Genomic DNA, 24,880 nt, shown 5'->3' with positions numbered 1-24,880 from the left:
GCGCGACGCGCCCCCGGCCGGACCTGGCGCCACCGACCCAGACCCTCTCGGCAACGTCGTCGGCCCTCCGGCCGCGGCTTCCACCCTCGTGGCATCGCCGCACGACGCCCCGCCGCCACCCTGATCACAACCGCCACCCTCGCTCACGGTGACCCGGAAGGTCAGCGCCGATCGAGCGTTGGGGCATCCGCCCTTGACATCGTTTGTATTACCAACCACCATCGCTCTTGTTGGTAATACCAATGACCTGGGAGGACCACATGCGCGCCGCTGTCATCACCACCTTCAACACCCCGCCGATCTACCGTGAGCACCCCGAACCGGTCGCCACCGGTGAGAATGAAATGGTGGTGGAGGTTCTCGCGGCCGCACTGCACCACCTGACGAGGGCAAAAGCCGACGGTTCGCACTACTCCAGCAGCGGCGTACTGCCGCTCGTGCCCGGCGTCGACGGCGTCGTGCGCGACAACCAGGGGCGGCTTCGCTATGCGGCGCTGGAAGACACGGCCCTTGGCACGTTCGCCGATCGAACCGTGATCGACCCGCGCCGCAGCGTTCTCCTGCCGGACAACATCGATCCCGTGCAGATCGCCGCCGCGATGAACCCCGGGATGTCCTCATGGGTCGCGCTGCGCCGCCGCATCGACTTCCCGAAGGGGAAGCGGGTCCTCGTGCTCGGTGCCACCGGCAGCGCCGGACGGATGGCGATCCAGATCGCCAAGCGATTCGGCGCCTCCGAGGTGATCGCCGCCGGCCGCGACGCCGCACGCCTGGCCACTCTGCCCGCGCTCGGCGCCGACGAGGCGATCACGTTCGACCAGATCGAGCAGGCAGCCGACGTCGATGTCGTTCTCGACTACGTCTGGGGCGAACCCACCGGCCGGGCCATGATCCATCTGCTCACCGCTCGCACCGACCGCAGTGTCCCGCTGACCTGGATCGAGATCGGGTCGATCGCCGGCGATCTCGCACCGGTCCCGTCCGCTGCCCTGCGCGGTGCCCAGCTGCAGATCATCGGCAGTGGCATCGGCTCCGTCTCCCCCCGCGACTTCATGCCAGAACTGCCGGAACTGGCCACCGCGGTGGCCGAGGGCGCGATCGAGGTGCGGGCCCGGCGCATCCCACTCGCGGAGATCTCCCAAGCGTGGACCGCCGAGACGGACGAACGCATCGTCCTGGTGCCGTAGTTCGCCCGGAGGATCACCCGCTGTGGCTGCCACCACGGGCGGTCCTCCCGGAACTGGCCTGCCAATCGCCGAGCAATCCCGCCTGACCTCCGGCAGGGCGTCCGCACCACCAAGGAGTGATTCATGGAAGCGCGCGCTGATCGTGGGACTGGGGATCGCGGGCATGGCCACGGCGATCGGGCTACGCCGGGCCGTATGGTCCCTGAACCGCGACGGGACCCGCAAACCTGGTCTGGGCTTCCTCGACCAGCCCGGACGACCGAGCGCGGTGCTGCGCGGCGACATCGAAGCCGCGCTCTGGCACGGCATGACCGAGCCGGCGCACCGCGCTGTCGCCCGGGGGCCATCCAACTGAGTACCTAACCGAATCAGGCGGTGCAGATCGCCCCGACACAGGCCGGCGGGCGGTCCGTACGAGAGTCGCGTGCACGGACCGGCCGCCAGTCCTGGTCTGAAGAGGTATCAGCGGTTTGGCGGTGCGAGCCCGGTTGGGAGCAGCAGGCTGTGCAGAATGGCCTTGAACTGCGTTTACCGGCACCGAACGGCGCTCAACCGCACCCACCCCTGCCTGCGGGTGCTCGTTCTCGCAGGTCAGACTCGGTGCAGCGTCCTGCTTCACGCCCCGAAAGGGTCACTGGCGCGAAACCAGTACCGCCCGCCAGGTAGAGGCCCGGATCATATTGATGGCCCGGCCCCCTCTTCATTCCCGGGTCAACGTCAGCGGAGTGGCTCCCGGTGGCGATGCCCGCCGGTCGCCCTGCTCCGACTGGTATCGGCAGGCCGCCTACTGCGCTGGCCGCCGCATGGGCGAGGAGCAGGTGAGGCTGCCGTCGCCGCCTGTGACGTCCGACCTGGCGGCCGGTGGTATCCGTAAGACTGCGAAGAAATGCGACACAAGGTGTCAGGTTTTGGGGCGAACATGGTGTCACTGGTTTGCATCAATGGTGGTCGTGGACCGGGCACCACGGATAGATAAGGATCTCCATGCGCGAAACGCCAGAAGAGCTCATCGAGCTTCAGGCCCTCCTTGACGTCTCCCTCTCCCGCGCCACCTCGCACCTCCGATCGATCATCAACAGCGAGCGCAGCCTCACTGCCGAGCAGCTCACCCAGGTTCTCACCGGCATGTGCACCCTCGCCCTGGCCACCGTCACGGCGAAGGGCGAGCCGCGGATCAGCGGCGTGGACGGGCACTTCCTGCACGGGAGGTGGCACTTCGGCACGGCGCGCGGCGCCGCCAAGGCGCGCCACCTCGCCGTCCGGTCCGCCGTCAGCGCCGCGCACATGCGCGGTGAGGACCTGGGCGTGTTCACGCACGGCACGGTAGAGATCCTCAATCCCCAGGACGGCGAGCCGGCCGAGGACTGGCCGGACCTGCTCGCGTACTTCAAGGGCTTCTACGGCGAAGACTCCTTCGACTGGGACAACGACATTGTCTACTACCGGCTGCATCCGCACTGGATGACCGTCTACGCCCCCGACATCGCGAAGCTCACTGCGGCGTCCCAGCCCTGATCTGCGGCACAGGTCGCATCGGGCCTGGCCACGTGTTCGGCATGGGTGGAGGGCCTCTCCGCCCGTACCCTGCTGCAACGCGACAGGTGGACGAAGGTCGACTGCACTCGTACGGGACGTCGCGAGCACGGGGCGCGAGACCATCGACGTTGTGGGTGCTCGTACCGACAATCTGCGGGATGTGTCCGTGAGCATTCCCAAGGGGCAGCTCATCGCCTTCACCGCAGTGAGCGGCAACGGCAAGACCTCGCTGGCCGTCGACGCCCTGCACAACGAAGCCCAGCTGCGATATCTGGAGGGGCTGGCCTGGTCCACCTCCAGCTGTCCCGGAGCGCGGCGACGCGGGGTCCGGCGACTGCGTCAGGACGACCGGCCGCGGATGATCCGCCAGATGAGGTCGAGGACGAATTCCACCTGCGGGTGGTGGCGGGTGTCAGTGGACATGGCGGAGATCCTCGGAGGAGTCGGACGAGCGCGCGGCCGCACCGGCCAGCTCGACGCCGGGGCGGCGCCGCGAGACGGCGAGGTCGCCGGCGGCGACGATCAGCGCGCCCACCGCGATGATCACGAAGAACGGCTGCGTGGCCCGCGCCACCAGACGCGCCGACCGCCGCCCACACGACCTCATCACCGCCGCGACCAGCGGCAACCCCAGAACGCGATGCCCCTGGGGCACACGGCGATCAGCACGTGCTTCCGTGCCGCTCCCGCAGCCCCCCGTTCGCAGCCCTCAGCCTCACGGCCTCACGGCCTCATTGGGGACCGCGGGCATCTCGGGCACGTGCCGACTCCATCACGGCCGCCCCCCACCCGCAAATAGGCGCGCGTCGAACCCGTCAACGCCAGCGTAAACCTGCAGGTGATGGTGAGAAAGAAACAGAGAACCTATCCATCTATCTGCCGCCTTCACCCACGCCGCTTCTTCGCGGTTCAAAAGCCCGAGAGGATCGCTGGCGATAAGGGAATTCGGGACGTACGCGTGAGGGTTTGGCGCAGGCGTCAGCCCTAGGGGGTGAGGGGAGAGATAAGCGCCGGTCTCGGGATCATAATAGCGGTGATTGTCGTAGTGCAGCCCGGTTTCTTGATCGCAATACTGACCGGAAGATCGCAGCGGGGTGGTCGCGGTGTCGCGCTGCCAGGAGGGTTGCCCCCACAGTGTGTGCCGCTGCTCGCCGACGATGACCCCGTCGGAGGAGACGAGTTCGATCGGTGTACCACTCACGCCTGTAACCACGGAGTAGAATTCTTCGTCGATTCCCTCCTCTTCGGAACCTGCACGGATAACGGTTCGCGAGGCCTGAGTGAGCGGGATGAACGAATCGTTCCGGTAATTCCATGTGGTGACCTTCTCGCTATCGCCATGAAGGTCCTCTTGCTCGGCGAGAACTCCCCCATCCCACGAGAACCGCGTCTGCTCCAGTAGCCGGCCGTCAGAGGAGAAGTGGCGCTTGCCGATGCGGCGGCCAACGGGGTCGTATTGATAGTGCCATTTGCTCCCGTCGGGGAGGGCGACAGAGAAAAGCCGGCTGTCAGCGTCCCAGGAATAGCGCCAAGTGTCAGGATCGCCGGATACCCGTGTCTGCGTCCGCGTTATGACGCGCCCAGCGGCGTCGTAGCGGTAGCGGATGTTCCCGGCCCGGGTGGTGAGGGTTCCGTCTATCTCACGGGGGCCTTGCGATGACATCTCCAGGGTTCCGGCAGCAGGACCAGTGCCCGAAGCCGGCCAGACGGCATTCACGATGTTGCCCGCGGAATCATAGTCGTACTGCTCCGACCATCCGTCACCTCGGCCAGTAACGGCGGTCACACGCCCAGCTGAATCGAGACGGAACGCCCGGTCGCCGGCGAGCTGGTCCTGCAAGCCCGTGACGAATCCGTCTGGGCTGTATGTATACGCGCGCCGTTGGAGCAGTTGCCCCGAGACCTTGGATCCTTCCGGACTGGAGGAAGCAGCCGAACTGATGAGGGCCTGAGTCACGAGGCGGCCGAGTTGGTCCCATTCCTGGGTGAGGACAGTTCCTCCGGGCAGGTCCCGATGGATTTCCCGTCCGGCGGAGTCATAGCCGAACCGCAGTTCCCTGCCGTCGGCGGTGAGTGCCGAAGCCAATCCGGCTGTGTTGTAGAACCAGGCAGTACCGGCCCCGGACGGAGTGACGCGGCTCGCTACCCTTCCGGCCGCGTCGTAGATCTTGGTGACCGCGCGACCGTTGCAACTTTCGGTGACCACCCGTCCGAGCGAGTCCCGGACGAAGACCAGGTCCACGTCGTCGTTCTTCGCGCGCAAGAGGCGGCCTGCCGGATCGTAGTCGAACGTCGTCACCGCGCCATCTGCGGGGTGATAAGACGCCAGATTGCCAAGCAGGTTGTAGGCGAACGAGGCCTCATGGCCGCTGGCGTTCACACGGTGTACGAGCTGTCCTGCGGCGTCATACCAGTACTGGGTGGTAGCTCCGTTGTAATCGGTCTCCGCACTCAGCCGGCCGGCGGAGTCCAGCTCGTATTGCCACTTCAGCCCGCCGTGGGTTACCGATGTGAGGCGGCAGTTGTGGTCATACTCGAGCTCGCTGCGTGTGCCGCCCGGCCAGGTGATCGACACAAGCTGATCAAATGGCCCGTAAGTGTTCGACGTGACCGATCCCGTGGCGGAGATCCGTCGCAGCAGGTTCTCTTCGCCGTCCCAGGCCCAGGACTCGGTTGACCCGTCCGGCAGGGTCCGGGAGACAGGGAGGCCATCCGTCGTCCATGCATAGGCCGTTGCCCCGCCGTCGGAGCTCATGACACGCACGACTCGTCCTAGCTGGTCGCGCTCGTACCGGGTCGTTTCACCGGTGGGTTTGGTGACGGTCACGGGCATCCCGGCGGGATCACATTCCATCGTGGTGACCGCGCCATCCGCACTGGCTACCTCGACAAGATGCCCTCGGCTGTCATACCCGTACTTGAGCATCGAGCCGTCGGGCGCGGTCAGTTCGGTGAGATTGCCGTTCTTGTCGAAAGCCTGCAGCCAGAAACTTCCGTCCGGCCCGGTAATCCGTACCGGGAGGCAGGCCTCATCGACTTCGACGTGGGACTCGCGCCCGTCTGGATTGGTTACCGAGAGCAGGTTGCCGCGGTCGTCGTAGACAAATCGCGTGACCCTGCCGAGGGGGTCGGTGCGGACTGTGACACGGCCACGTTCATCGTATTCCGTCCGCGCCGTTTTCCCGATCGGGTCAGTGATCGCGGCGACTTGGGCAGACTCGGTGATCGCGTAGGAGGTGACAGCTCCGTCGATGTCGGTCCAACGGGTGATGCCGGCCTCGTAGGCGAAGGTGCCGGATAGGGCACCGTTGGGGCCTTCTACGCGGACGCACCGGCCTTCGGAGTCGAAGGTGTAGTGGTAGGAGTAGCCGTTACGGTCGGTCCAGCCGGTCAGACGGCCCGCGCCGTCGTAAGTGAAGCGCCGCGGCACATCGGAGGAGTTGACGACGCCGGACAGGTTGCCGGAATCGTCGTATTCGAAGCGGCGCAGGGGGATGTCCTCCTGGCCGTCGCGGCCGGCGAGGGCCAGCGCGGTGACGCGCTCGCCGGTGACCGATACCAGGACGCGGTAGCCGCCGGAGTGGACGATGCTGAGCGGGCGGCCGACCGCGTCGTAGCTGAAGGCGATCTCGTGACCTGTGCGGTCCGTGACCGAGATCAGGGGCAGTTCGTCGTCCTCATATCCGGCCCGGCGTTCGAACTGCCAGGTGAGGCCGCGCTGCGGGTCGCTGATGGCGTAGGAGCCGTCCGGGTTCTGCCGCAACGGCCATGCGGGGCCGGCTACCGGGATAGCGGGGGGATCACCGGCGCTGCCCGGGGATATCCACGTCACAATCTCCCCGTCGGCGAACCTCGCGCAGATCCGTTCACCGGTCACCTGCAGGCGCTGGTCGAGGCTCGACATCCAGGACCGTCCGAACCACCGGCCTGCGCGGAAGGACGACCTGTAGGCACGCTCGAGCACGAGGGCCAGGACGCCGGGCAGCGTGACATCGATCTCGGCCAGAATGACGTCACCGGTCGCCACATCCACGAGATCGTTGACGTCAGGCATAATAGTCTCCACCCCTGCCTCGCTGATGGTTTCTTGTCCCCATTATCGGCTTCCTCAAGCTTTGCTCGCCGGTGCCGGTGGCGCGCTTGCCGACGTAGTACGCGCAGCGACAGCGGCCGACCGGACAGATTCAGATAGGCCGTGGAGCACCAGGTGTCGTTTTTGCCCGGCACGCACTTCGCCCCTGGGCCGGCCCAGGGCACCGGCGCGCGAGAAGGCGTCGAACCCCGCAGCCGGAACCTCTCCGAAGGCCTTGGCCACGCCCAGGCCGCGACCGTCCGCAGGCCGACGACGAGCGGATAGCCGTAGAGCTACCGAGATCTCACAGCTACCGACCCTGCTGACCGGTTTCACCGGACGACGGCACCAACCCTCGCAGCGGCGCGAAATCGTGCCAGGGATCTTGCAGGGCCTGACCCCACGTCGCCTCGTGCCCCCGGCGCCGAAGCCTGAAGTAGACCGTGCGCCGAACGGAATCGCCAGTGTTGTTGCCGCCGTTGTGGCCGAGGAGGTAGTGCTTCAGCAGCATATCGCCCGGACGACCGCGCACCATGTCTCGCTCCGGCAGCTTGACATTCGGGTAGGTCGTGAAGGCCTCGGGTCCGCGCTCGCGGAAGAGTTTTGCGTGATCGCGGTGTGTTCCCGGCCAGACGAAGAGGTTTCCCGTGTCATCGCTTGACTGGTCGGTCAGGAAAAACCCGGCGAGCATGGTGAATGTCCATGGGGGATCACCGGGTTTCCGCCCCTTGCCACCGTCGATGTGCGGCTTTTCCCGGGCGTCCTTGAAGGGCGGGTAAGTCAGTGCGGTCTGCACTGTCTCGGGAAACTCCAGCGCGCCGTTCCCGGTGAGTCCTTCGGCGAGCGAGAAGGCTGAGGTGTCACGCAACAACGCCGCAAGCACCGGCGCTTCCTCCAACTGCTGGAACCTGTAGACCACCCCAACGTGCCCTTCGACCGGCGGACGCGCGCGTACCTGCTCATCGACCGCCGCGTTGGCAGCGGCTATCAGGTCCGGCGGCACGACATCCGGGATCACGATGTAACCGCGCTCGGCGAACTCTTCCAGCTGTTCACGAGTCAGCACCCGTTTCACGCTCAACGCCGTCTGCCGGTCACGACTCTTCGGCATGGCTTCGGTCGGATCAGCCACGGAATCTGCCACCCACCCCTCTGTCACGGCTGCTGTCTCGCGTACCCTGCTGATGCTAGGTCGCGTGAGAAGGGATCCATATCCCTCGGTCTGACAGTTGCCTGCGGGGCGGATTCAAGCGGCCGCAAGCTTCCGTTTCGCCCACCCGCCGGGACCGGCACGCCCTGCTCGCCGCCCTCGGCAAGATCGCGATCGTGCCCGAGAACCTCGGCGATATCCTGCGCGCCGAAGCGTTCAAGCGGCTCAGCCAGTGCCTACACCCGCACACCTACCCGCTTCGCCGCGCTCGCGTTCGCGGCGCCCCACGGGTCGTAGCGGACCAGGGTCGGTCGCCCGCGGCGAAGTGCCCGCGGCATCGCTCGCCTCGCGAGTGGAGGCACGGTTCGCCGAGGGCAACGTCATCGGCGCGGTGAGTCTGCTCGGGGCCGCGCCCAGCATGCTGCTGCGCCAGGTCGACCGGGCCGCCGTCCGGCTCGACCCAGTTGCGGCGCGGCAAGGTCGGACGTGCGGCCACGCAGGCCTCCGGCCGCGTCCTGCTCGCGCTTCGCGAGCACCTGGCGCACCGAATCGACGAGCCCGCTCCGTACGCGAAGCGGATCTTCACCGGGCGCGGTGGACACGTCCGGGTGACGCCGGACACGCGCCCGCCGCCGCTGGCCGAGACCGCCGCCGCGCTCATCGGGATCGGCCGCCGACTGCCCGAGACCGCGCACCTGGTCGTCGACCCCGAGGCGGAAACGTGGTCGGTGTACCGGGTGGAGGTGCGGTTCACGAGCCCCTCCCCTGCTGTGCCTGCGGCCGGTGGCGCTCGCGCCAGCCATGGGTGGCAGGCACGGTGCCGCCGAGACCACGGCGTTCCTGACCCCGAAGGCCCAGCAAACGCCATTCCGGCCGCTCAACAGCCTGCCCATCACGGCCGCAGCCCGGCGGGTGGCATCGGCCAACTCCCCCGCCCTACTCGCCCTGGCTCGTCTCCGCAATGGTGCCACCATCACCCGCCTGGCCTGCGGCTTCGCGGTCAGCGTCACCGCGGCTTCGCGGTACGTCCGGGAAGCCACCGACCTACTCGCGTACACGCCGGGAACGTGAACACGGCCATACGGCGCATCGGCCGGCTCGCGTACGCGATTCTCGACGGCACTCTGATCCCGATCGACCGGGTCGCGAATCAGAGGCCGTACTACTCCGGGAAGCACAAGCGCCACGGGCGAACGTGCAGGTCATCGCGGACTGGGAGGGGCGCCTGATCTGTGCATCGCCGGCCCTGCCTGGCACCGTGCACGACCTGACCGCCGCCCGCACCCACGACCCGATCGACGCGCTGACCAACCCGGACGTCATGGCCTTCGCCGACAAGGCGTACCCGGGCGCCGGCGGCGTCGTTCGTACGCCGTCCGCCCCCGGCCCGGCTGTCCCGCCGGCAACCAGAGCCACGAGGGTCACGGCCGACATCCGGCGCGCCGCCGAGCTCATCGAACCCGGGCTCGATTCCTTCATTGCCGATGAGCGCGCCGGCACCGCCGTGGCGCAGTGACCGGCACGCCCGCCTTTTCACGGTGAAGTAGCTGGATTCGCGCCGCGAGGGCGATGAGAAAGCCGAGGAAGGCCAGGATCGCGGCGGTCGAGCGCAGGACGCCTGCCCGCTGCCGGCGCAGGTTGATGCGACCGGTCATCAGGAAGGAGAGCAGCAGGCAGTCAGCTGAAGTCTTTGGCGTGGTCCTCGGCCCACTGCCGGAACGAGCGGGCCGGCACCCCGGTGACCTCCTCGACGGCGGACGTCACGACGCACGGAGCCGAAAGGAGCTCGGTCAGGGTCCGGATGAGGAATTCCGGCATCTTCGGCTCGACGTCCTCCGGAGCCAACTCGACGACCTCGATCGGCCGCCCGATCACCGCTCCGATCGTCTCGATGTACTCCTGCTGCGTCAAGGCTTGCGGTCCGGTCAGCCAGTACGCCTGCCCCTCGTGCCCGGCGCCGGTCAGCGCGCGGACCGCCACGTCGGCGATGTCACGTTCGTGGATCGACGCGGTGCGCCCTTGCAGGAACGGAACACGCAACACCTCCCCGGACCGGATCGCCCGAGCAAAGCTGAGCTGCTTGGTTGCGAACGTGGTCGGGCGGAGGAAGGTCCACGCCATTCCGGACTCCTTCAACGCCTCCTCCACCACGGCGTGCATCTGCGCGCTCCGGCTTTGCCGCATGGCCGGTTCGACCACGGAAGCCGACGACAGCAACACGACGTGTTCCACACCGGCCGCCTGCGCCGCGCTGACGAACTCGGCGATGCCGTCCGGGCTGGCGTACAGGAAAACCTTCTTGACGCCCTCGAGCGCCGCCGGCAGAGTCTCCGGCTTCTCCAGGTCGAGGCGGACCATCTCGACAGCGTCCGGCAACTCGCCGGTCCCCGGCGTCCGACTACTCCCGCGGACCGTAACTCCGGCGGACACAAGCCCAGCCACCACATGGCTGCCCACATTGCCGTACGCACCGATGACAAGAACAGACATGGCCTCTCCAAAGGGTTAGCGGGCCGACGTTCGAACGAATCGTCGCCGAACGACAGTATCCAAGTATTTCAGCAGCAGCAGGCTCTGCCCCGGCCGGGCTCGATCGTAGCTGAACTGCTCGACGGCCTTGATATAGAGCCCGGTGATGCGGCGCTCGGTGGCGTCGGCGCGGGTGGCCCCCGCCGCGTCCAAGGCTGACGGCTGGACAGGAACGTTAGCAGAAGACATGAAGACGCATCCATCGAGGACGTTGCCGAAGCCGATCGAGTTGACACAGCTGCAGCTCGGGTCATCGATGATTACCTGCTTCGTCGCGTAAACGTCCGTGAGTGTCACGAGCAGGCACACCACGTTCGCGCAGTTCGTTCAGCACAACGACGTGTTCGACACCCAGGTGCCGGCCGACTCGCGCCAGCGACCAGCCGAGGTTGTAGAGATGAATAGCGTCGTCGACCTGGCCGGGCGACAGGCCACGCCATCTCCCGGCGCTGTAGCGAGCAAGCCGGAAAACCGCCGATACGCACGTTTCTTCGCCATGCCCGGAAATCGGGAAGAAGCGGCGGCAGTCAGGCCGGTCCTGGCGCAGCCACACCGGGAGGGTTCCAGGCCGTGCATCGGGGTGCCCGCGCGCCAGCGGAGGGTGTCCGGGTCCGCGGTCGGGCGGATGGCCGGGAAGCGGTCGAGCAGGGCGCCGATGGTGAAGCGCAGGCTCGCGAAGTGCAGCGAGCCGCCGAAGCGCAGGAACTCCTCGACCGCTCCCGGCAGCAGCGCGGGGTCTTCGCGCAGGGCCGCCAGCTACGCGGGGTCGCGCAGGAGAGCAAGGACGCCGTCGCCGATGAGGTCGACCGTGGTCTCGCGCCCCACGAGGAGGAGGAACGCCATCGAGACGAGTTCGACCTCGGACAGCGAGTCGCCCTCGTCGCTGGCGTGGACCCAGGCGCTCCGCCTGGGCACTGGTCCTTCTCAGCCGGGGGCGAGAGCAGCTGACGCGCCTCCGCGTACCGGCTGACCACCCACACGGACTGCCCGCGCGGCGACCTGGCGAGGCTGACCGGTCCCTGCTGGCGAAGCAGGGTCTCCATCTCGTGCGACTTCTGGACGAGGTCCTCGTCCAGCTCGGTCAGCTGTCCTGCCTGCCCATGTGCGTACCCCCGAGTAGCTCCCAGCGTTCGCCGAGCCCGGCTATCACCCGCTCGGACACCTCGGTCGGACCGTCGACGTCGAGGAGCAGCGACGTGCGCGGGCCGGTGCCTATGCCCGTCGAGGTGATCGGTTGGGTGGGGTGGTTGCGGGTTTCGTCAGTCGAGGTCGCGTAGGCCGGGGAGGACTTGTTCGGCGAAGGTGCTGAGGAATCGTTCTTGGTCGTGTCCGGGGCCGTGGAAGACCAGGTGGTTGAATCCGGCGTCGACGTACTGTCTGATTTGGGTGATTGCTTCGTCTGGGGTGGAGGCGACGATCCAGCGCTTGGCGACCTGTTCGATGGGTAGTTCGTTGGCGGCTTTTTCCATCTCGACGGGGTCGGTGAAGCCGGCCTTCTGCTCGGGGCTGAGTGACAGTGGTGCCCAGAAGCGGCAGTTTTCCAGTGCCCGGGCTGGGTCTGGGTCGTAGGAGAGCTTGATTTCGATCATTTTGTCGATCGCGTTGGGGTTGCGGCTTTCCTGGTCCGCGCCTGCTTTGACGGCGGGTAGGAGTTTTTCGGTGTATAGTTCCATGCCCTTGCCGCTGGTGCAGATGAAGCCGTCGCCTTTGCGGCCGACGTATTTGGCCATTACGGGGCCGCCGGCGGCGATGTAGATGGGGACGGGTACTTCGGGTCGGTCGTAGATGGACACGTTGGTGGTCTGGTAGTACTGCCCTTCGAACGTGACGCGGTCTTCGGTCCACAGTTGGCGGATCAGGTCCACGGCCTCGCGTAGGCGGGCGAACCGTTCCTTGAAGTCGGGCCAGGTGATGCGTGCGACCGCGACCTCGTTGAGGGCCTCGCCGCTGCCGATGCCGAGGGCGGCTCGGCCGGGGTACAGGAGTCCGAGGGTGGCGAACGCGTGTGCTATCACGGCCGGGTTGTACCGGAACGTGGCGGTCAGCACGCTGGTGCCGAGTTGGACCCGCTCGGTGCGTTCCCCGACGGCGCTGAGCCAGGACAGGGAGAACGGCGCGTGTCCGCCGTCGTGCCGCCATGGTTGCAGGTGATCGCTGATCCAGACGCTGTCCAGGCCGTGGCCTTCCGCGCTGACCGCGTACTCGACGAGCTCGCGCGGGCCGAACTGCTCGGCCGACGCCTTGTAACCGATCTTCAGAGTCATGCTCCCATTGATAGGCTACATTGAGAGAGATCCATATCCCCCGGCCTGACGGTTGGCGGCGTCAACCAGGATCTCGCGGGTCGATGACGTCATGCCCCGCAATCCACGCCCGGTCTCCCGGCCCGTCCACGGCCTGCGGCAGTTCCGCCGCCAGCAGGGAGAACAGCTTCTCGTCGTCGGTCTTCCCGGCGGACAGCCCGTCGTACAGGGCGCCGTGGCCGCAGGTGAACTCCAGGCTCCAGGCACAGCTGCACGAACGATGTCACCGCCTGGTCGGCGCACAGGACGGCGTCGGTGAGCTCGAACAGCGCGTCCACCCGCAGCGCCAGGCAGCCGTACAGCCGGGACCGAACTTGCGCAGCCGCTCCGGCGCCCCGTTCCCGCGCGACCACGGCGGTGAACACTGCCGAATCCGGCATCGCCGGGCAGGGCAGGCATCCCGTCAGCAGGGCATTTCCGGTTTCCGGGCATCGTTTGCGGCCGGGAGCCGGGCCGTGGCGGGCCATGAAGCACGGCCGCTTCTTCTCATCCTGTAAGTGCGGGGCAACACCAGCATAAATAATTTGCGTGGTGCTGCGACGCGCTGCTATTGTCGTGGCTGACCGTGAATTCGTTGTAGGGAGGTGAGACCCGTGAATACAATCACCTATGGGTGCTCCCTTGGTCCGTCACGGTCCGGCGGCTGACGTTCGGTGTCGCCGGGAGCGCCTGAGATCGAGGCACTCCTGGAAGGAGACTCCGATGGACATGAAGCCTTTGATATCTGGCCTGAGTGATAACGCGGTGGTGATCACGCGTGTCGCGGATGGGCAGTGGCATGCGTTGCATGACGATGTGGTGGTTGGCCGCACGTATGCGGAGCGCCGGTCTGATGGACGCTTGTTCGTCAGCATTGACGCTTGGCGTGATGCCACCTTTGACCAGCTCGCCGAGGCGGTGGTGGCGGAGCTGTCGGCGCCGCTGTACACGGTGGTCGATGAAGCCGACGTCGGGTTGACGGCCTGTTGGCGGCGGGCTGGTTTCACGGTCCGGCGTCGTGAGTGGGAGTACGCGGTGCCGACCGACCCGCAGGTCACCGGGCTCGGAGGAGTTTTACCGCCTTCGGGCGTGACGATCGTGCCCGCTGGTCAGGCGGACGAGGGTCTGTTGCGGGCGGTGGACCGTGCGATCCGTGACGAGGTTGAGGCGAGCGTTGGGTGGCAGTCGATGCCCGCGGAGGTGATTGCCCTGCCCGAAGGTGACACCATCGGCGACCCGTCGATGTACGCCGTGGCCGCGGCGTCGGACCGCTACCTGGGTCTGATCCGGGTGGTGACGGTGAACCGGCCGCGTATCGGGCTGGTCGCGGTCCGGGCCGGCGAGCAACGCCGCGGCATCGCGCGGGCGCTGCTGGCCCATACGCTGGAGTCGCTGCACCGCTCCGGGTTCGCCGCGACCTGGGCTGAGGTCCAGGAGTCCAACCAGGCGGCCTCGGCGCTGTTCGAGGGTATCGGGGTCCGGCCGGTGAGCAGCAACCTGGAGCTGGTTCGATGACGAGGACCAGGAAAGGCGTCGAGGTCGAGGGTCGGGTCGTCGAGTGCCTACGCAGCGGCATGTTCACCGTGGAGCTCGAGAACGGCTATCGGGTACTCACGCACATCAGCGGTAAGATCCGCCAGAACTTCATCAAGATCTATCTGGAAGACCGGGTGCTGGTCGAGCTCACGCCGTACGACCTGACGCGCGGCCGGATCGTGTTCCGGTACCGAAACTAGCCCAGCGGCGGTCGGCGCCATCCGCGGTAGCTGATCCTGGATCCCCGGTCACGGCATCCCCGTGACCGGGGGCCGGCAGGGTGTCATCGAGGTGTAGCTCACGCATGTCACGGTGCGGGCCTGGCCAGCGATGACTGCGGCGTCCTTGGCGTCGGTCATGCCCTCGCCGCGGCATGCGCCGGCGATACGGTTGACCGCCACACCTGGCAGGTAGCGGACCCGCTGGCCGCGCTCAAGCAGGAGCGTGATGGCAAGAGCGGCCGCCGACATCCTGTTGCGCAGCCGGGGTCGTCACGACGTGCACGATGACGTTCGGTCGTTCCTTGTCGCAGGTCTGCGTCTGATAAGCCTTGCACCCGACCCATTCGCCCGGCCCGGCTTGTGGCTGAACCGGGCCTGCGGATCGTGCGGTGACACGACCTTCCACGCTCGACCACGGCACTCGAGCCAGGCTCCGTCTCGTCATCGGCCGCCATGTTGCTGCGAGACCGCCGCATCGTGCCTTTCCGGCTCTTACGCTCGGGACGTCTTCGCCTCCCGCCATCGCAACTGTCCTGACTCGTCGTACCAGTACTGCCGGACTCAGACCTGACGCAACACCTCGTGGCATCCGCGCCACCATCCCGATCAAGACCGACCAAGCCGCGCACCGCCGCAAACGCGGCCGAATCTGCTTCCGCTACCGCTCTTAATCAGGAACGGGTATCGGCGTCCGGCCCCCGAGCCGGACGCCGATCACGTTCACCACTTGCCGAGCCGGCGGAACGGGCCCGCGTTCGGACGGCGAAACGACGGCACAGTCCGGGCTGCCCCTGGGGAACCAGCCCGGACGGCCGAATTACTCAGACTTCGGTGCGAGTTTCGGCCCGCGCTGCCATTCGGCGGCGTCGTCGAGGAGCCACAGACCGTCGATGTCCACCTCGATGCGCGGAGAGAAAAGAACCCGACGATGCGGGTCGTCGATGCCTGAGTGAACCGGCACATTGAACAGGTAGAGGGCCGGCACGTCACAGCAGGCGAATTGCGCCGCCGCATACCAGGCGTCCGAGTGAAGCAGTGCGGTGAGCCCGGCCCACCGGCGAAAAAGGGCTCCGAGCCAGAACCTCACTATTATTTCCTTCGCTTTCCGGGAATCGCGGATGCCCATTCGCCACCGTCTAGCAGATGTAGAAGGGCACGGGCGGCCAGCCGGTAGCCGAGAGAGCCAATGCCCACGACGACGCCTTGCGCCAGCGGAGCCAGCACAGACTTGCCAGGGGGTCCCGCAGGCTCCGGCCGGCGATCATGGGGGCACCCGGATCGACGACCGCACCGGCCGTCGAGAAACGGTGCGCGTGTACGGCGCGGATCAGATCGACCTTGCTCTCGCTCTGAACGTCGATCACCTTTCAGCCCGCTGCGGTGACCTCGCCGTTCACGGCCGAGACGATGTCGTCTAGCGTGTCGCTGCCGTAGATCTCCGGCTCCCGGTTCCCCGAGAATTCCGAGGTTCGGTCCGTTCAGCAGCAGCATCTCGGTCACGGGCGCCTCTCGATGTGCCGAGCGCGGATGGCGCTGGCCATGTGCACTATCGTGGCAACCCCTCGGTGGCGACGACAACTACCCAGATTGACAGTGTCCGACTCCCATCTCGCCGCGATCCTATCGACGACAAAAATCACCGAGCGTCACCACCTATTTGATCACCGCTCGACGCCAACAACCGCTCCACCTGGCCAATGACTCGCAGGACCCCATCGGCCCACCCCGTCAGACCTGATAGAAATAATTGTGGTCTATACAAATCGAAGTTCGCCTTGACATGCCACGGCCATGCGGTATCGTCGTCCATGACTGTGGGGGCGGTCATCGTTATGCGGTGATCACTATCTCCCATAGTATTGATCTTTGAGCTGTGGAGGCAATTCGGGAATCGAGTCGCGCATAATGTCTCAAAATGTGCTTGAAGACTTCGGGGAGTTCGATTGGGCATTATGGGTCTAACTGCGTCAGGTCTCTCAACTCACAATTGCATCAATCTTGAAATTCTGCATACAGCTGGTTCGGTCTGGCTTGAGGGTGACGTCGTCTCGGCCATCTCTTTGGCTGAGGCGGCGGCGACGGCGAGGTGCCGACGGGGCAGCGAGTGCTGCACGGCGTTGGCGAGTCTGCAACTCGCGCTGTTGCTGACCAACTTGCGGCGTATCGATGAGGCCCGGCAGGCGGTGCGCCAGGCCACGGCGGCGGTCGATGATCCTGCGATCAACGCGGTGACGGCACTGGTCAAGGCCAAGATTGCACTCTGTGACGGCCGCATCGATGAGGCCGGGAACCTGTGCGGCACGGGAATGCTCGTGGCGAGCGACCCGCGTTACGCGTCGTGGGCTCCGATCGGGAATATGGTTCGCGCGATCACCGCGATGCGGCGTGGCGAACTCGCCACGATGATCCATCATGCCAATCAGCTCAAAGAGGACGTGCTTTTCGGTCGGGATCCCTTTCCCTGGGCTTCGCCCGCATGGCTCGTCGTTCAGATCATCGAGGCGGAGAAGGGCTGGGAGGTCGCCGTACCGCTCGCCCGCGCGCTCCTGGAATCCGAAGCGTCGACGCGGGGTTTCCTGCTGTCCGAGCCTACGGCGGCGTCGTTCGTCGTGCGTATCCTGCTGCGGGCGGGTGACCGGGAAACCGCCCAGCGCGTCCGGCGTTGCGCGGCGGCGCTCGCCGCGGAGAACCCGGACATCCACGCCATCGAGGCCGCCGCCCTGCACCTCGATGCGCTGCTCGAGAAGGACGTCAACCTGCTTCAACAGGCCGTCGCCTCCGGCTGCGACACGTGGACCCGAGCCTCGGTGAACGAGGACATCGGCGATCTCCTGTCCGAGAGCTCCGAAGAGTTCCGGCAGGTATGCACGCACTACGAGACGGCCATGCGCTCCTACGCGGACGCGGGCTCCCCGCGCGACTCGTCTCGGGTCCGCAGCAAGTTGCGGCGCCACGACACGTCCAAGGCCGCGGCGAGGTTCTGGCCCAGCAGCCGGATCCCCGCGCTGACCGACACCGAATACGCGGTGGCCGAGCTGGTGGCGGGAGGACTCACGAACGCCGAGGTCGCCGGCAAGATGTTCCTGTCTCGCCACACCGTCGCCTTCCACCTCCGCAAGATCTTCCAGAAGGTGGGCGCCAAGTCGCGCATCGAACTCGCGGTCATGTGGAAGCAGTTGGTCGGGCGGGAAAGCTTGGACATCTCGTGCCACTTCTAGTGGCATGAGCCGTTCACACGGACGCAACAGCACCCGACGAACTCGACGATCTCGTCCACGCAGAGCACGACGGCGCGTTCGGGCGGGTCGAGGTAGAGGTTCGGTGTGGTCTGCAACGTAGTGATGATGACACGTTCCGCGTCGGCGTCGGCCATCGTGCGGGGCCGGCCAGGCCGCGGCTCGTCCAGCAACCCGTCGAGCCGATCGGCGGCGAACCGGTAACGCCACTTCCTCACCGGGTGACGGGCGATCCCGAGCTGTTGCGCGATCTGGCTGTTCAACTCACCAGCGGCGTCCGCGCACGCCAGCACGATCCCGCGAGCGCAACGCCACAGCCTGTGCGCTGCGCGGGCCACCAGGGTCGGTGATCACGTGACCGATCTCGAACGGGCCGCGCAGCGTCGGCGCGCCTTCCGCTGCGTCGACGACCACGCCGGCGCCCACGCCGAGGTAGAGGATGCGGCCGCCGCCGGCCGCGTTGGCCTCGGCCAGCGCGGCCGGATCACCGTCGGCGGCCCACCCCATCGGCACGCCGCCGAACAGCTCGCCGAAGGCGCGCCGGACGTCCAGCCTCGCCCACCCCGGGCGGTTCGGCCAGGCCGAGACGACCCCGCCCGGGCCGACCGTCGCCGGCAGGGCCACCCCGACCGAGCGGAACCCGGCCGGCAACCGCGTGGCCAGCCGCGCGACCTCTGTTGTGAGGCGGGCGAGACCCTCCCGTACCCCGCGGCCCGTCCAGCGAGCCGTGCGAGTGGGTCGGCGATGCGGTCCCGGATCTCGTCGAGCAGGCGGTCGTACTCGATGCCTACCGGTTCGGCCGGCATGGCGACCTCCCACACCGTGCGGTCGCGGGCCAGGGTGGTGCCGGGCCGCTGCGCGCGATCGGGGCTGAATCCGAAGGTGCAGCGGACCGTTGCCGTGCCGGTGACCTGCGGTGATGTGCGCGCGGTCGTTGAGTTACGCAGGGGCGGGATGCGGTTCCCTTCGGTTCGCGCGCGGGTGAGCAGTCAGCTGAAGTCTTTGACGTGGTCCTCGGCCCACTGCCGGAACGAGCGGGCCGGCACCCCGGTGATCTCCTCGACGGTGGACATCACGACGCACGGGGCCGCCATGAGTTCGGTCATGGTCCGGACGAAGGATTCCGGAAGCTTCGGCTCGATGTCCTCCGGAGCCAACTCGACGACCTCGATCGGCCGCCCGATCACCGTTCCGATCGTCTCGATGTACTCCTGCTGCGTCAAGGCTTGCGGTCCGGTCAGCCAGTACGCCTGCCCCTCGTGCCCGGCGCCGGTCAACGCGCGGACCGCCACGTCGGCGATGTCACGTTCGTGGATCGACGCGGTGCGCACTTGCAGGAACGGAATACGCAACACCTCCCCGGACCGGATTGCCGGAGCCCAGCGGAGCTGCCTGCTGGCGAACGTGGTCGGGCGGACGAAGGTCCACGCCATTCCGGACTCCTGCAACGCCTCCTCCACCACGGCGTGCATCTGCGCGCTCCGGCTGTGTTTGGTGGCGGGTTCGACCACGGAAGCCGACGACAGCAACACGACGTGTTCCACGCCGGCCGCCTGCGCCGCGCTGACGAACTCGGCGAGGCCGTCCGGGTTGGCGTACAGAAAGACCTTCTTGATGCCGTCGAGCGCCGCCGGCAAGGTCTCCGGCTCGTCCAGGTCGAGGCGGACCATCTCGACGGCGCCCGGCAACTCGCAGGCTCCCGGTGTCCGGCTGGTTCCCCGGGCCGAGATTCCGGTGGACAGAAGCCCATCCACCACATGGCTGCCCACACCGCCGTACGCGCCGATGACAAGAACGGACATGGCTCCTCCAAAGGGTTGGCGGGTCGACGTTCGGGCGAATCGCCGCCAACCCACAATGCCATCGGCGCACCAAACGCCGCCGGGATCACCAACATCGCCGCCGGCAACCGCCCGCCGAACCGGCTCTGCAATATTCAACGGCTTTGCCCGGGCCCTGGCCATCCCCCGCCTTGGTAAAGCGGCGGCTTACGCGCCGAATGCCACTACCAACGTCGGGGATAGTGCGCGGCGCGCGCCGGACCTAGCATCCGAAAAGGGTCGAACACAAAGTCCTGCGCCAGCTTGGAGAACCCGGATGAGTGACAATGAGTCGGTCCTGTTGGATGCCTACCAGCGGTTCCAGGAGACGGGACCGGAGTGGGGCGGCCACCACCTCAGCAACCACGGCCCGATGGCCGTCGAGGCCATGGTCCGGCACGGGCACGCCGACTCCGTGCATCGCTGGATCGACAACTACACGCAACGTCTGGAAGAACCGCCGCGCGGGCTCGTCCCGGTCACCGAGGACGACTGGCGGGAGGCCCTCGGCGACTTGGAGCGGGTGGCGGACTGGACGACCCTGTTCCACCGCGAAGTCGCCGAGCGTCCCTGGCGGGAAGTGCTGGCGACGTGGTGGCCGCGGCTGGTGCCCGGCATCGCCGGCGGCACGGCGCACGGCGCGATCCGGGTCGGACACGTGGTCCACTCGTTGCTGGCGGCCGAAGTGGATCCCCGCTCGGAGCCGCGATTCGCCGGCGGCGCCGACAACCCGTACGTGGTCGAGCTCGCCAACGCCCTGGGCTACTGGGCCGCGTGCTGGACGCCGGTGAGCGGCGACCCCTCCCGCCGCCCCGGGTCACTGAGGCCGGCCGACGCCTTGGCCGCCGTGCCGCCTGTCGCCGACCAGGAGAAGGGCGTTCCCTACCGGCTCAGCCAGCTCCCGACCACCGACGGTTGGCAACCGGCACTCGGCGCGCTGCGGGACGTGGACGATCCCGAGCAGGTGCCCACGCTGTTGACCCAGCTGATCGACGCCACGGTCTTCCGCTACCTGAGCTACGGTCACGGCCACGCGGTCATGTTGGTCCACGCTTCGACGACGCCGACCGCGGTCCTCCGCGTGCTGCCGGCCCTGCCGCGCGAGCTGTGGGTACCGAGCCTGGACGCCGCGTGGCAGGCGAGCGCCGCCTTGACCGCCGCGTGCACACCCCAGCACGCCGCCGATCGCGCGGACCTCGCCGTCCACGCCGACGGCGTCACGACGGTCGAGGACACCATGGCCCATGCGGTCGACCACGGGGACGAACACGTCATCAAGTTCGCCGACACCGCCGTGGACGTCTTCGCGCGTACCGGAGACCGGGACGCGCTCGCGGCGTCGAGCCGGTGCGTGGCGCTGATCACCCTCGCCGAGGCCAAAGGACGTGCGCGGTTCGACGGCCGCACACCCCCCAAGTAGTAGCCGTGTCCACGGTGATCGCCGGTCCCCGCAGGCCGAGCAGGTAGGAGATCCGGCCGGCAGCGACGCTGCCCACGGTTCCGGTCGCCTGGAAGGCTTCGAGCTCTTCGGGCACCGGCCGTGGTCGGCCGGGAGATAGGGCTGCCATCTCTCGAGCGTCTCCACGCTGCCTACGCAGGCAGATCATCATCCGGTCGCCACGCCGCACACCGAGGCCCACCAGATGCCCCGCGCCGGCTGCCGGGGCCGCGCCTCCGGATCGCCGTACGTGACCGCCGGCTTGTCGTCCTCGAAGGCGACCTTCTCGCCGAAGCTGTCCACGTGCTCCCGCAAACACCAGGTGCGCACGGTCGTGGTCGGGGCTCGGCTAGCCGTTCTGCGCTCGGCCGGCGGCGAAGTAGGCGCGCAGCGGAGCCACGCCGTGCTCGCCGGCGCCCGCGTCGACCGCGGCGGCCAGCGCGTTCAGCTGGACCGTGGCGATGCGCACGGCGACCGGGTCGGCGAGGGTGGGAACGAGCCGACCGTGCTCCTCGTCCTTCACGTCGACGAGCTTGCCCTCCGCCTCGGTGAGCACCACCCACGGCCCGCTGATCACGTGCGCGTGGCAGTCGTGCAGCACCCGGCCCAGATCGGTCAGCGCGTTGCGACCCAGGCCGCGCCCAGGGGTGGCCACCATGGTCAGCACGCTCTTGCCGTGCAGCGCGGCGTTCATGATGGGGCGGGAGGCCCAGTCGATCGCGTTCTTGACCACACCCGGGATCGAGCTGTTGTACTCCGGTGTGACGATGATCAGACCGTCCGCCTCGCGGATGGCGTCGCGCCACCGGGTAACCGGGGCCGGGCTGCCCTGCCGGGTGTCGAGGTCCTGGTTGTACAGAGGCAGCTCGCCGAGCCCGTCGAAGAGGTCGATCTCCATCCCCGCCGGGGCCAACGGCCGGACGGCCGCCAGGAGCCGGGTGTTGAACGACTCCTGGCGAAGCGATCCGGAAACGCCGAGAATCCGCAACTCACCACACTCGCATTCATTTCGCAACGGTCTGCTGGTTCGATGGTGGCAAGCCATGCGACTTGCCGGGCTGAGGGGCGCAGCTCTCCCGAACGGTGTGGGAATCCCACCACCCGAGAGACACCGCCGAGCCGAACATAGCAACCGTGACGACGCCTACGGCTCAGTCCACGTTGGCCACGGTGCGGGCGAAATCATCGAGTGCCGGCGATCAGGCCGGCGTCGAACCCAGGGTCCCGCAGCAGCCACAGGAACAGCCCACATCACCGGGGGATCCCTCGCTCTGACTGGTCAGGAGGCTTACTCACCGACGTCGACGAGGACCTTGCCCACGATGCCGGCCTGCACGGCGTCCTGCGCATCGCCGGTCCGGCGAAGCGGGAACCGGTGGAGCGGCAGCCCGGCCTCTTCTCCCGCGGTGATCGCTCCCGCGGCCGCCGCGTCGGTGATGTCGGCCGCCGCGAGGTCCTTGTCGGCCGCGGGCATCGTCATCACCATCACGAACTGGAAGCGCAGGTTCCGCCCGATCGCCTTCCGCGTCGGAAACGTCAGCTCACTGGTGCCCTCGGTCCCGTACGCGGCAACGGTACCGTCCGTGGCGATGACCTCCACGGCAGTGCCGATGTTCGCGGTCGCCGCCACCTCGACGATCAAGTCCACCCCGCCCGGGGCGAGCGCACGGATGTCCTCCACCACGGTGGCCGACCGGTAGTCGACGGTGTGCGCCGCACCGGCGGCCAGGGCCAGCTTCGCCTTTTCCGGACTGCTGACCGTCGCGATCACGGACGCCCCGGCCCAGGTTCCGAGCTGGATCGCGGCCTGCCCCACGCCTCCCGCGCCGCCCGCAACGAGCACGGTGCACCCCTCCAGCGCGCCCGGACCCAGCCGGGCCGGACCGTGCTGCCCGGCGAGCAGACAGCGGTGCGCGACCACCGCCCGCAGCCCCAAACTCGCGCCGACCTCGAAAGACACGTTCGCGGGCAACGGCACCGCATTGCGGGACGGAACGATGGTGTACTCCGCGGCCGTGCCATGAGGACGCTTGTACGCCGCCTCCCAGACCCACACCCGCTGCCCGACCCTTCCCGGATCGACACCCTCCCCCACGGCGTCGACCACACCGCCGCCGTCGTGGTGCGGCACCACCTCGGGGAACATCAAGGGGCCGCCCCGGTGACCGAACTCCCGGGCCTTCCAATCGGAATGGTTCACCCCGGATATCACGACACGGACCCGAACCTCACCGGGACCCGGCTCCGGCACCGGCCGGTCGACGAATTCCAGAACGTCACGGCCGCCGGTCGACGAATACACAATCGCCTTCATGCTGAAAACGTACCCATCGTTCTCCCTGCCTGACAATAGATCCGGCGCCAACCCGTCAACTCGACGGATGCGCCGAGAGGAGGAATGACCTGTGACCCGCTCAGTACCTGCGAACCTCGATGGGCAGCTTGTTGACGCCGATCATCGTCCAGGGATTGCGCAGGTTGACCGGGACGTCATCGCGCACGCGGATGTCGCGGTAGCGCTCCAGCATGAGGCGCAGTGCGATCTTCGTCTCCAGCCGCGCCAGTGGTGCGCCCAGACAATGATGGATGCCCTTGCCGAACGCCAGGTGTGGATTGGGCTTGCGGAGGATGTCGAACCGGTCCGGGTCGGCGAAGACGCGGTCGTCGCGGTTCGCGGTGGTCAGCCACACCAGGACGATCGCACCGGCCGGGATCTTCTGGCCGCCGATCTCGGTGTCCTTCGTCGCCCGCCGAGCCGAACGCGGGAACGGTGGCCGGAAGCGCACCGACTCCTCGATCGCGGCCGGGATCAGCGCCGGATCGGCCCGCAGTTGGTCCCACACCTGGGGGTTCTCGTCCAGCGCGAGAACCGTGTTGCCCAGGGCAGCGGTTGTGGTGTGGTGGCCGGCGACCAGCAGGTTGAGAAAACCGAGGGCCTCATTTTCGTCCAGCCGCACCCCGTCAACCTCGACCGCCATGAGCCTCCCGGCCAGGTCGTCACTGGGGTTCTTGCGGCGGGCGCGCAGGATCTGCAGTAGGTACTGGTTCAACTCACGCAGCAGCGGCGCGACGTTGTTCACCGCGCTTTCCCCCTGGTCGTCCAGCGACCCATCCGGCTCGTAGCTCTGCACCTCGACGAAGGTGTCGGACAGCTTCCGGAGGAACGCGCGGTCGGCGTCGGGGATGCCGAGCAGCTCAGCCATGACCATGAACGGCAACGGGTAGCCCAGCTTTTCGATGAAGTCCCACTGGTCGCCGCCGGCATCGGCGGCATCGAGCAGCTGCGTGGTCATCTCGACGATGCGCGGCTCCAGGTCGGCGATCATCTTCGGGGTGAACGCCTTGCTGACCATGCCGCGCAGCCGGCGGTGCTCCGGATCGTCCGCCCGGAGGAAGTTGCCCTTGTTGGACAGCTCGAAGTCTTCCTGTTTCGGTGCCAGCGGGGCGACCTCGGAGGAGAAGGTCACCGGGTCGGTCTGCACCTGCTGGGTGTCGTGGTAACCAAGCACGTGCCACGCCTGAACTTTCTCGTCGAAATGCACGTCGCCACGCGCTCGCAACCCGTCGAGATAGGCGAGAAAACTGGACAATGTCCGTTCGGACTGGCTCACACCCATGAAAGCTCACTTCTTTCATACGGCCGGGTACCGCGATGCTCAGCGGACACGGTACTTCCGGATCGCAGTGCCCTGGCATCCCACACACTGCTAGTACTCCAGCCGCAGCTGATGAAGTCGGAGTCTTCGCTGGTAGTGGGCTTCTCTGGCGCGGTACTGGTGTCGCGTCGCCATCGTGACCATCGATGCATGTGGTCGAAAGTCCGGGTGGTGGTGGTCAGATGTGCCAGGAGACGGCGGACCTCACCGAGAGTGA

At 67.4% G+C, this 24,880-nt stretch carries 25 protein-coding genes and 3 pseudogenes; 9 read left to right on the top strand and 19 right to left on the bottom strand.

The features are described from left to right. Positions 1-242 precede the first annotated feature (242 nt). From OG559_RS22915 to OG559_RS22900, 4 genes and pseudogenes are all read left to right on the top strand, one after another. Entirely contained in the window at positions 243-1,187 is a 945-nt protein-coding gene (locus tag OG559_RS22915; RefSeq protein ID WP_405106777.1) for a zinc-binding alcohol dehydrogenase family protein, read from the top strand. 163 nt (positions 1,188-1,350) lie between these two features. Next, a complete protein-coding gene (locus tag OG559_RS22910; protein ID WP_405106775.1) occupies positions 1,351-1,542 on the top strand; it encodes a hypothetical protein in 192 nt (63 codons plus the stop codon). A gap of 629 nt (positions 1,543-2,171) precedes the next feature. Further along, complete coding sequence (locus OG559_RS22905; RefSeq protein ID WP_405106773.1) at positions 2,172-2,702, top strand: pyridoxamine 5'-phosphate oxidase family protein; 531 nt, start codon at positions 2,172-2,174, stop codon at positions 2,700-2,702. Between the two features lie 142 nt (positions 2,703-2,844). Further along, a pseudogene (locus OG559_RS22900) lies at positions 2,845-3,090 on the top strand (hypothetical protein); the annotation flags it as partial. Positions 3,091-3,135: 45 nt separating this feature from the next. On the opposite strand, the gene OG559_RS22895 reads toward OG559_RS22900, so the two are convergent. The 3 genes from OG559_RS22895 to OG559_RS22885 form a co-directional block, all read right to left on the bottom strand. Further along, positions 3,136-3,297 carry a hypothetical protein gene (locus OG559_RS22895; protein ID WP_405106771.1) on the bottom strand — a complete coding sequence of 54 codons (162 nt, stop codon included), beginning with the start codon at positions 3,295-3,297 and terminating at the stop codon, positions 3,136-3,138. Between the two features lie 198 nt (positions 3,298-3,495). Next, complete coding sequence (locus OG559_RS22890; protein ID WP_405106769.1) at positions 3,496-6,777, bottom strand: DUF6531 domain-containing protein; 3,282 nt, start codon at positions 6,775-6,777, stop codon at positions 3,496-3,498. Positions 6,778-7,105: 328 nt separating this feature from the next. Next, the gene (locus tag OG559_RS22885) at positions 7,106-7,927 is read right to left on the bottom strand and encodes a phytanoyl-CoA dioxygenase family protein (RefSeq protein ID WP_405106767.1); all 822 of its coding nucleotides are present in this window, start codon (positions 7,925-7,927) and stop codon (positions 7,106-7,108) included. A 951-nt stretch (positions 7,928-8,878) separates the two neighbouring features. Between OG559_RS22885 and OG559_RS22880 the strand changes: the two are divergent. Beyond that, positions 8,879-9,320 (top strand): annotated as a pseudogene (locus OG559_RS22880) (transposase family protein); the annotation flags it as partial. 302 nt (positions 9,321-9,622) lie between these two features. On the opposite strand, the gene OG559_RS22875 reads toward OG559_RS22880, so the two are convergent. The 5 genes from OG559_RS22875 to fgd form a co-directional block, all read right to left on the bottom strand. Next, on the bottom strand, positions 9,623-10,435 hold the full coding sequence (locus tag OG559_RS22875) for an NAD(P)H-binding protein (protein WP_405106765.1): 813 nt from the start codon (positions 10,433-10,435) through the stop codon (positions 9,623-9,625). A gap of 15 nt (positions 10,436-10,450) precedes the next feature. After that, entirely contained in the window at positions 10,451-10,771 is a 321-nt protein-coding gene (locus OG559_RS22870; protein WP_405106763.1) for a hypothetical protein, read from the bottom strand. Further along, positions 10,725-11,027, bottom strand: a complete 303-nt coding sequence (locus OG559_RS22865; RefSeq protein WP_405106761.1) for a hypothetical protein — start codon at positions 11,025-11,027, stop codon at positions 10,725-10,727. The genes OG559_RS22870 and OG559_RS22865 overlap by 47 nt, the downstream gene beginning before the upstream one ends. A gap of 203 nt (positions 11,028-11,230) precedes the next feature. Further along, complete coding sequence (locus tag OG559_RS22860; protein WP_405106759.1) at positions 11,231-11,389, bottom strand: hypothetical protein; 159 nt, start codon at positions 11,387-11,389, stop codon at positions 11,231-11,233. A gap of 344 nt (positions 11,390-11,733) precedes the next feature. Further along, positions 11,734-12,738, bottom strand: a complete 1,005-nt coding sequence (fgd, locus tag OG559_RS22855; protein ID WP_405106722.1) for a glucose-6-phosphate dehydrogenase (coenzyme-F420) — start codon at positions 12,736-12,738, stop codon at positions 11,734-11,736. Between the two features lie 741 nt (positions 12,739-13,479). Here fgd and OG559_RS22850 point away from each other — a divergent pair. Further along, positions 13,480-14,271, top strand: coding sequence for a GNAT family N-acetyltransferase (locus OG559_RS22850; RefSeq protein WP_405106728.1), 792 nt, complete (start codon positions 13,480-13,482; stop codon positions 14,269-14,271). Continuing rightward, entirely contained in the window at positions 14,268-14,492 is a 225-nt protein-coding gene (gene infA, locus OG559_RS22845) for a translation initiation factor IF-1 (RefSeq protein ID WP_387026654.1), read from the top strand. The genes OG559_RS22850 and infA overlap by 4 nt, the downstream gene beginning before the upstream one ends. Before the next feature lie 114 nt (positions 14,493-14,606). On the opposite strand, the pseudogene OG559_RS22840 reads toward infA, so the two are convergent. The 3 genes and pseudogenes from OG559_RS22840 to OG559_RS22830 form a co-directional block, all read right to left on the bottom strand. After that, positions 14,607-14,753: pseudogene (locus OG559_RS22840) on the bottom strand (transposase); the annotation flags it as partial. 577 nt (positions 14,754-15,330) lie between these two features. After that, positions 15,331-15,600 carry a hypothetical protein gene (locus OG559_RS22835; RefSeq protein WP_405106757.1) on the bottom strand — a complete coding sequence of 90 codons (270 nt, stop codon included), beginning with the start codon at positions 15,598-15,600 and terminating at the stop codon, positions 15,331-15,333. A 49-nt stretch (positions 15,601-15,649) separates the two neighbouring features. Continuing rightward, entirely contained in the window at positions 15,650-15,877 is a 228-nt protein-coding gene (locus OG559_RS22830) for a hypothetical protein (RefSeq protein WP_405106755.1), read from the bottom strand. A 753-nt stretch (positions 15,878-16,630) separates the two neighbouring features. On the opposite strand from OG559_RS22830, the gene OG559_RS22825 reads away from it, so the two are divergent. Next, positions 16,631-17,731, top strand: a complete 1,101-nt coding sequence (locus tag OG559_RS22825; protein ID WP_405106734.1) for a LuxR C-terminal-related transcriptional regulator — start codon at positions 16,631-16,633, stop codon at positions 17,729-17,731. On the opposite strand, the gene OG559_RS22820 is transcribed toward OG559_RS22825, so the two are convergent. From OG559_RS22820 to OG559_RS22810, 3 genes are all read right to left on the bottom strand, one after another. Then, positions 17,728-18,012 carry a helix-turn-helix domain-containing protein gene (locus tag OG559_RS22820; protein ID WP_405106753.1) on the bottom strand — a complete coding sequence of 95 codons (285 nt, stop codon included), beginning with the start codon at positions 18,010-18,012 and terminating at the stop codon, positions 17,728-17,730. The genes OG559_RS22825 and OG559_RS22820 overlap by 4 nt on opposite strands. A 1-nt stretch (position 18,013) precedes the next feature. Next, complete coding sequence (locus OG559_RS22815) at positions 18,014-18,373, bottom strand: hypothetical protein (RefSeq protein ID WP_405106751.1); 360 nt, start codon at positions 18,371-18,373, stop codon at positions 18,014-18,016. A gap of 365 nt (positions 18,374-18,738) precedes the next feature. Further along, the gene (locus tag OG559_RS22810; protein ID WP_405106749.1) at positions 18,739-19,713 is read right to left on the bottom strand and encodes an NAD(P)H-binding protein; all 975 of its coding nucleotides are present in this window, start codon (positions 19,711-19,713) and stop codon (positions 18,739-18,741) included. Between the two features lie 133 nt (positions 19,714-19,846). On the opposite strand from OG559_RS22810, the gene OG559_RS22805 reads away from it, so the two are divergent. After that, a complete protein-coding gene (locus OG559_RS22805) occupies positions 19,847-20,989 on the top strand; it encodes a hypothetical protein (protein WP_405106747.1) in 1,143 nt (380 codons plus the stop codon). Here the strand turns inward: OG559_RS22805 and OG559_RS22800 are convergent. The 5 genes from OG559_RS22800 to OG559_RS22780 all read right to left on the bottom strand — a co-directional run bounded on the left by OG559_RS22800 (position 20,931) and on the right by OG559_RS22780 (position 24,624). Beyond that, the gene (locus OG559_RS22800) at positions 20,931-21,137 is read right to left on the bottom strand and encodes a beta-ketoacyl synthase N-terminal-like domain-containing protein (RefSeq protein WP_405106745.1); all 207 of its coding nucleotides are present in this window, start codon (positions 21,135-21,137) and stop codon (positions 20,931-20,933) included. The genes OG559_RS22805 and OG559_RS22800 overlap by 59 nt on opposite strands. 38 nt (positions 21,138-21,175) lie before the next feature. Next, positions 21,176-21,310 (bottom strand): hypothetical protein, encoded by a 135-nt coding sequence (locus tag OG559_RS22795; protein ID WP_405106743.1) that lies wholly within the window; start codon positions 21,308-21,310, stop codon positions 21,176-21,178. Between the two features lie 46 nt (positions 21,311-21,356). Continuing rightward, a complete protein-coding gene (locus OG559_RS22790; protein ID WP_405106742.1) occupies positions 21,357-21,995 on the bottom strand; it encodes an NAD(P)H-dependent oxidoreductase in 639 nt (212 codons plus the stop codon). Positions 21,996-22,295: 300 nt separating this feature from the next. Then, positions 22,296-23,372 (bottom strand): NADPH:quinone reductase, encoded by a 1,077-nt coding sequence (locus tag OG559_RS22785; protein WP_405106740.1) that lies wholly within the window; start codon positions 23,370-23,372, stop codon positions 22,296-22,298. A 49-nt stretch (positions 23,373-23,421) separates the two neighbouring features. Next, positions 23,422-24,624 carry a cytochrome P450 gene (locus OG559_RS22780; protein WP_405106738.1) on the bottom strand — a complete coding sequence of 401 codons (1,203 nt, stop codon included), beginning with the start codon at positions 24,622-24,624 and terminating at the stop codon, positions 23,422-23,424. Between the last annotated feature and the right edge of the window lie 256 nt (positions 24,625-24,880).

Origin of the sequence: Micromonospora sp. NBC_01405, assembly GCF_045040155.1 — a bacterium.
GTDB lineage: Bacteria > Actinomycetota > Actinomycetes > Mycobacteriales > Micromonosporaceae > Micromonospora.
This window is presented reverse-complemented; position numbering and strand designations above follow the sequence as displayed.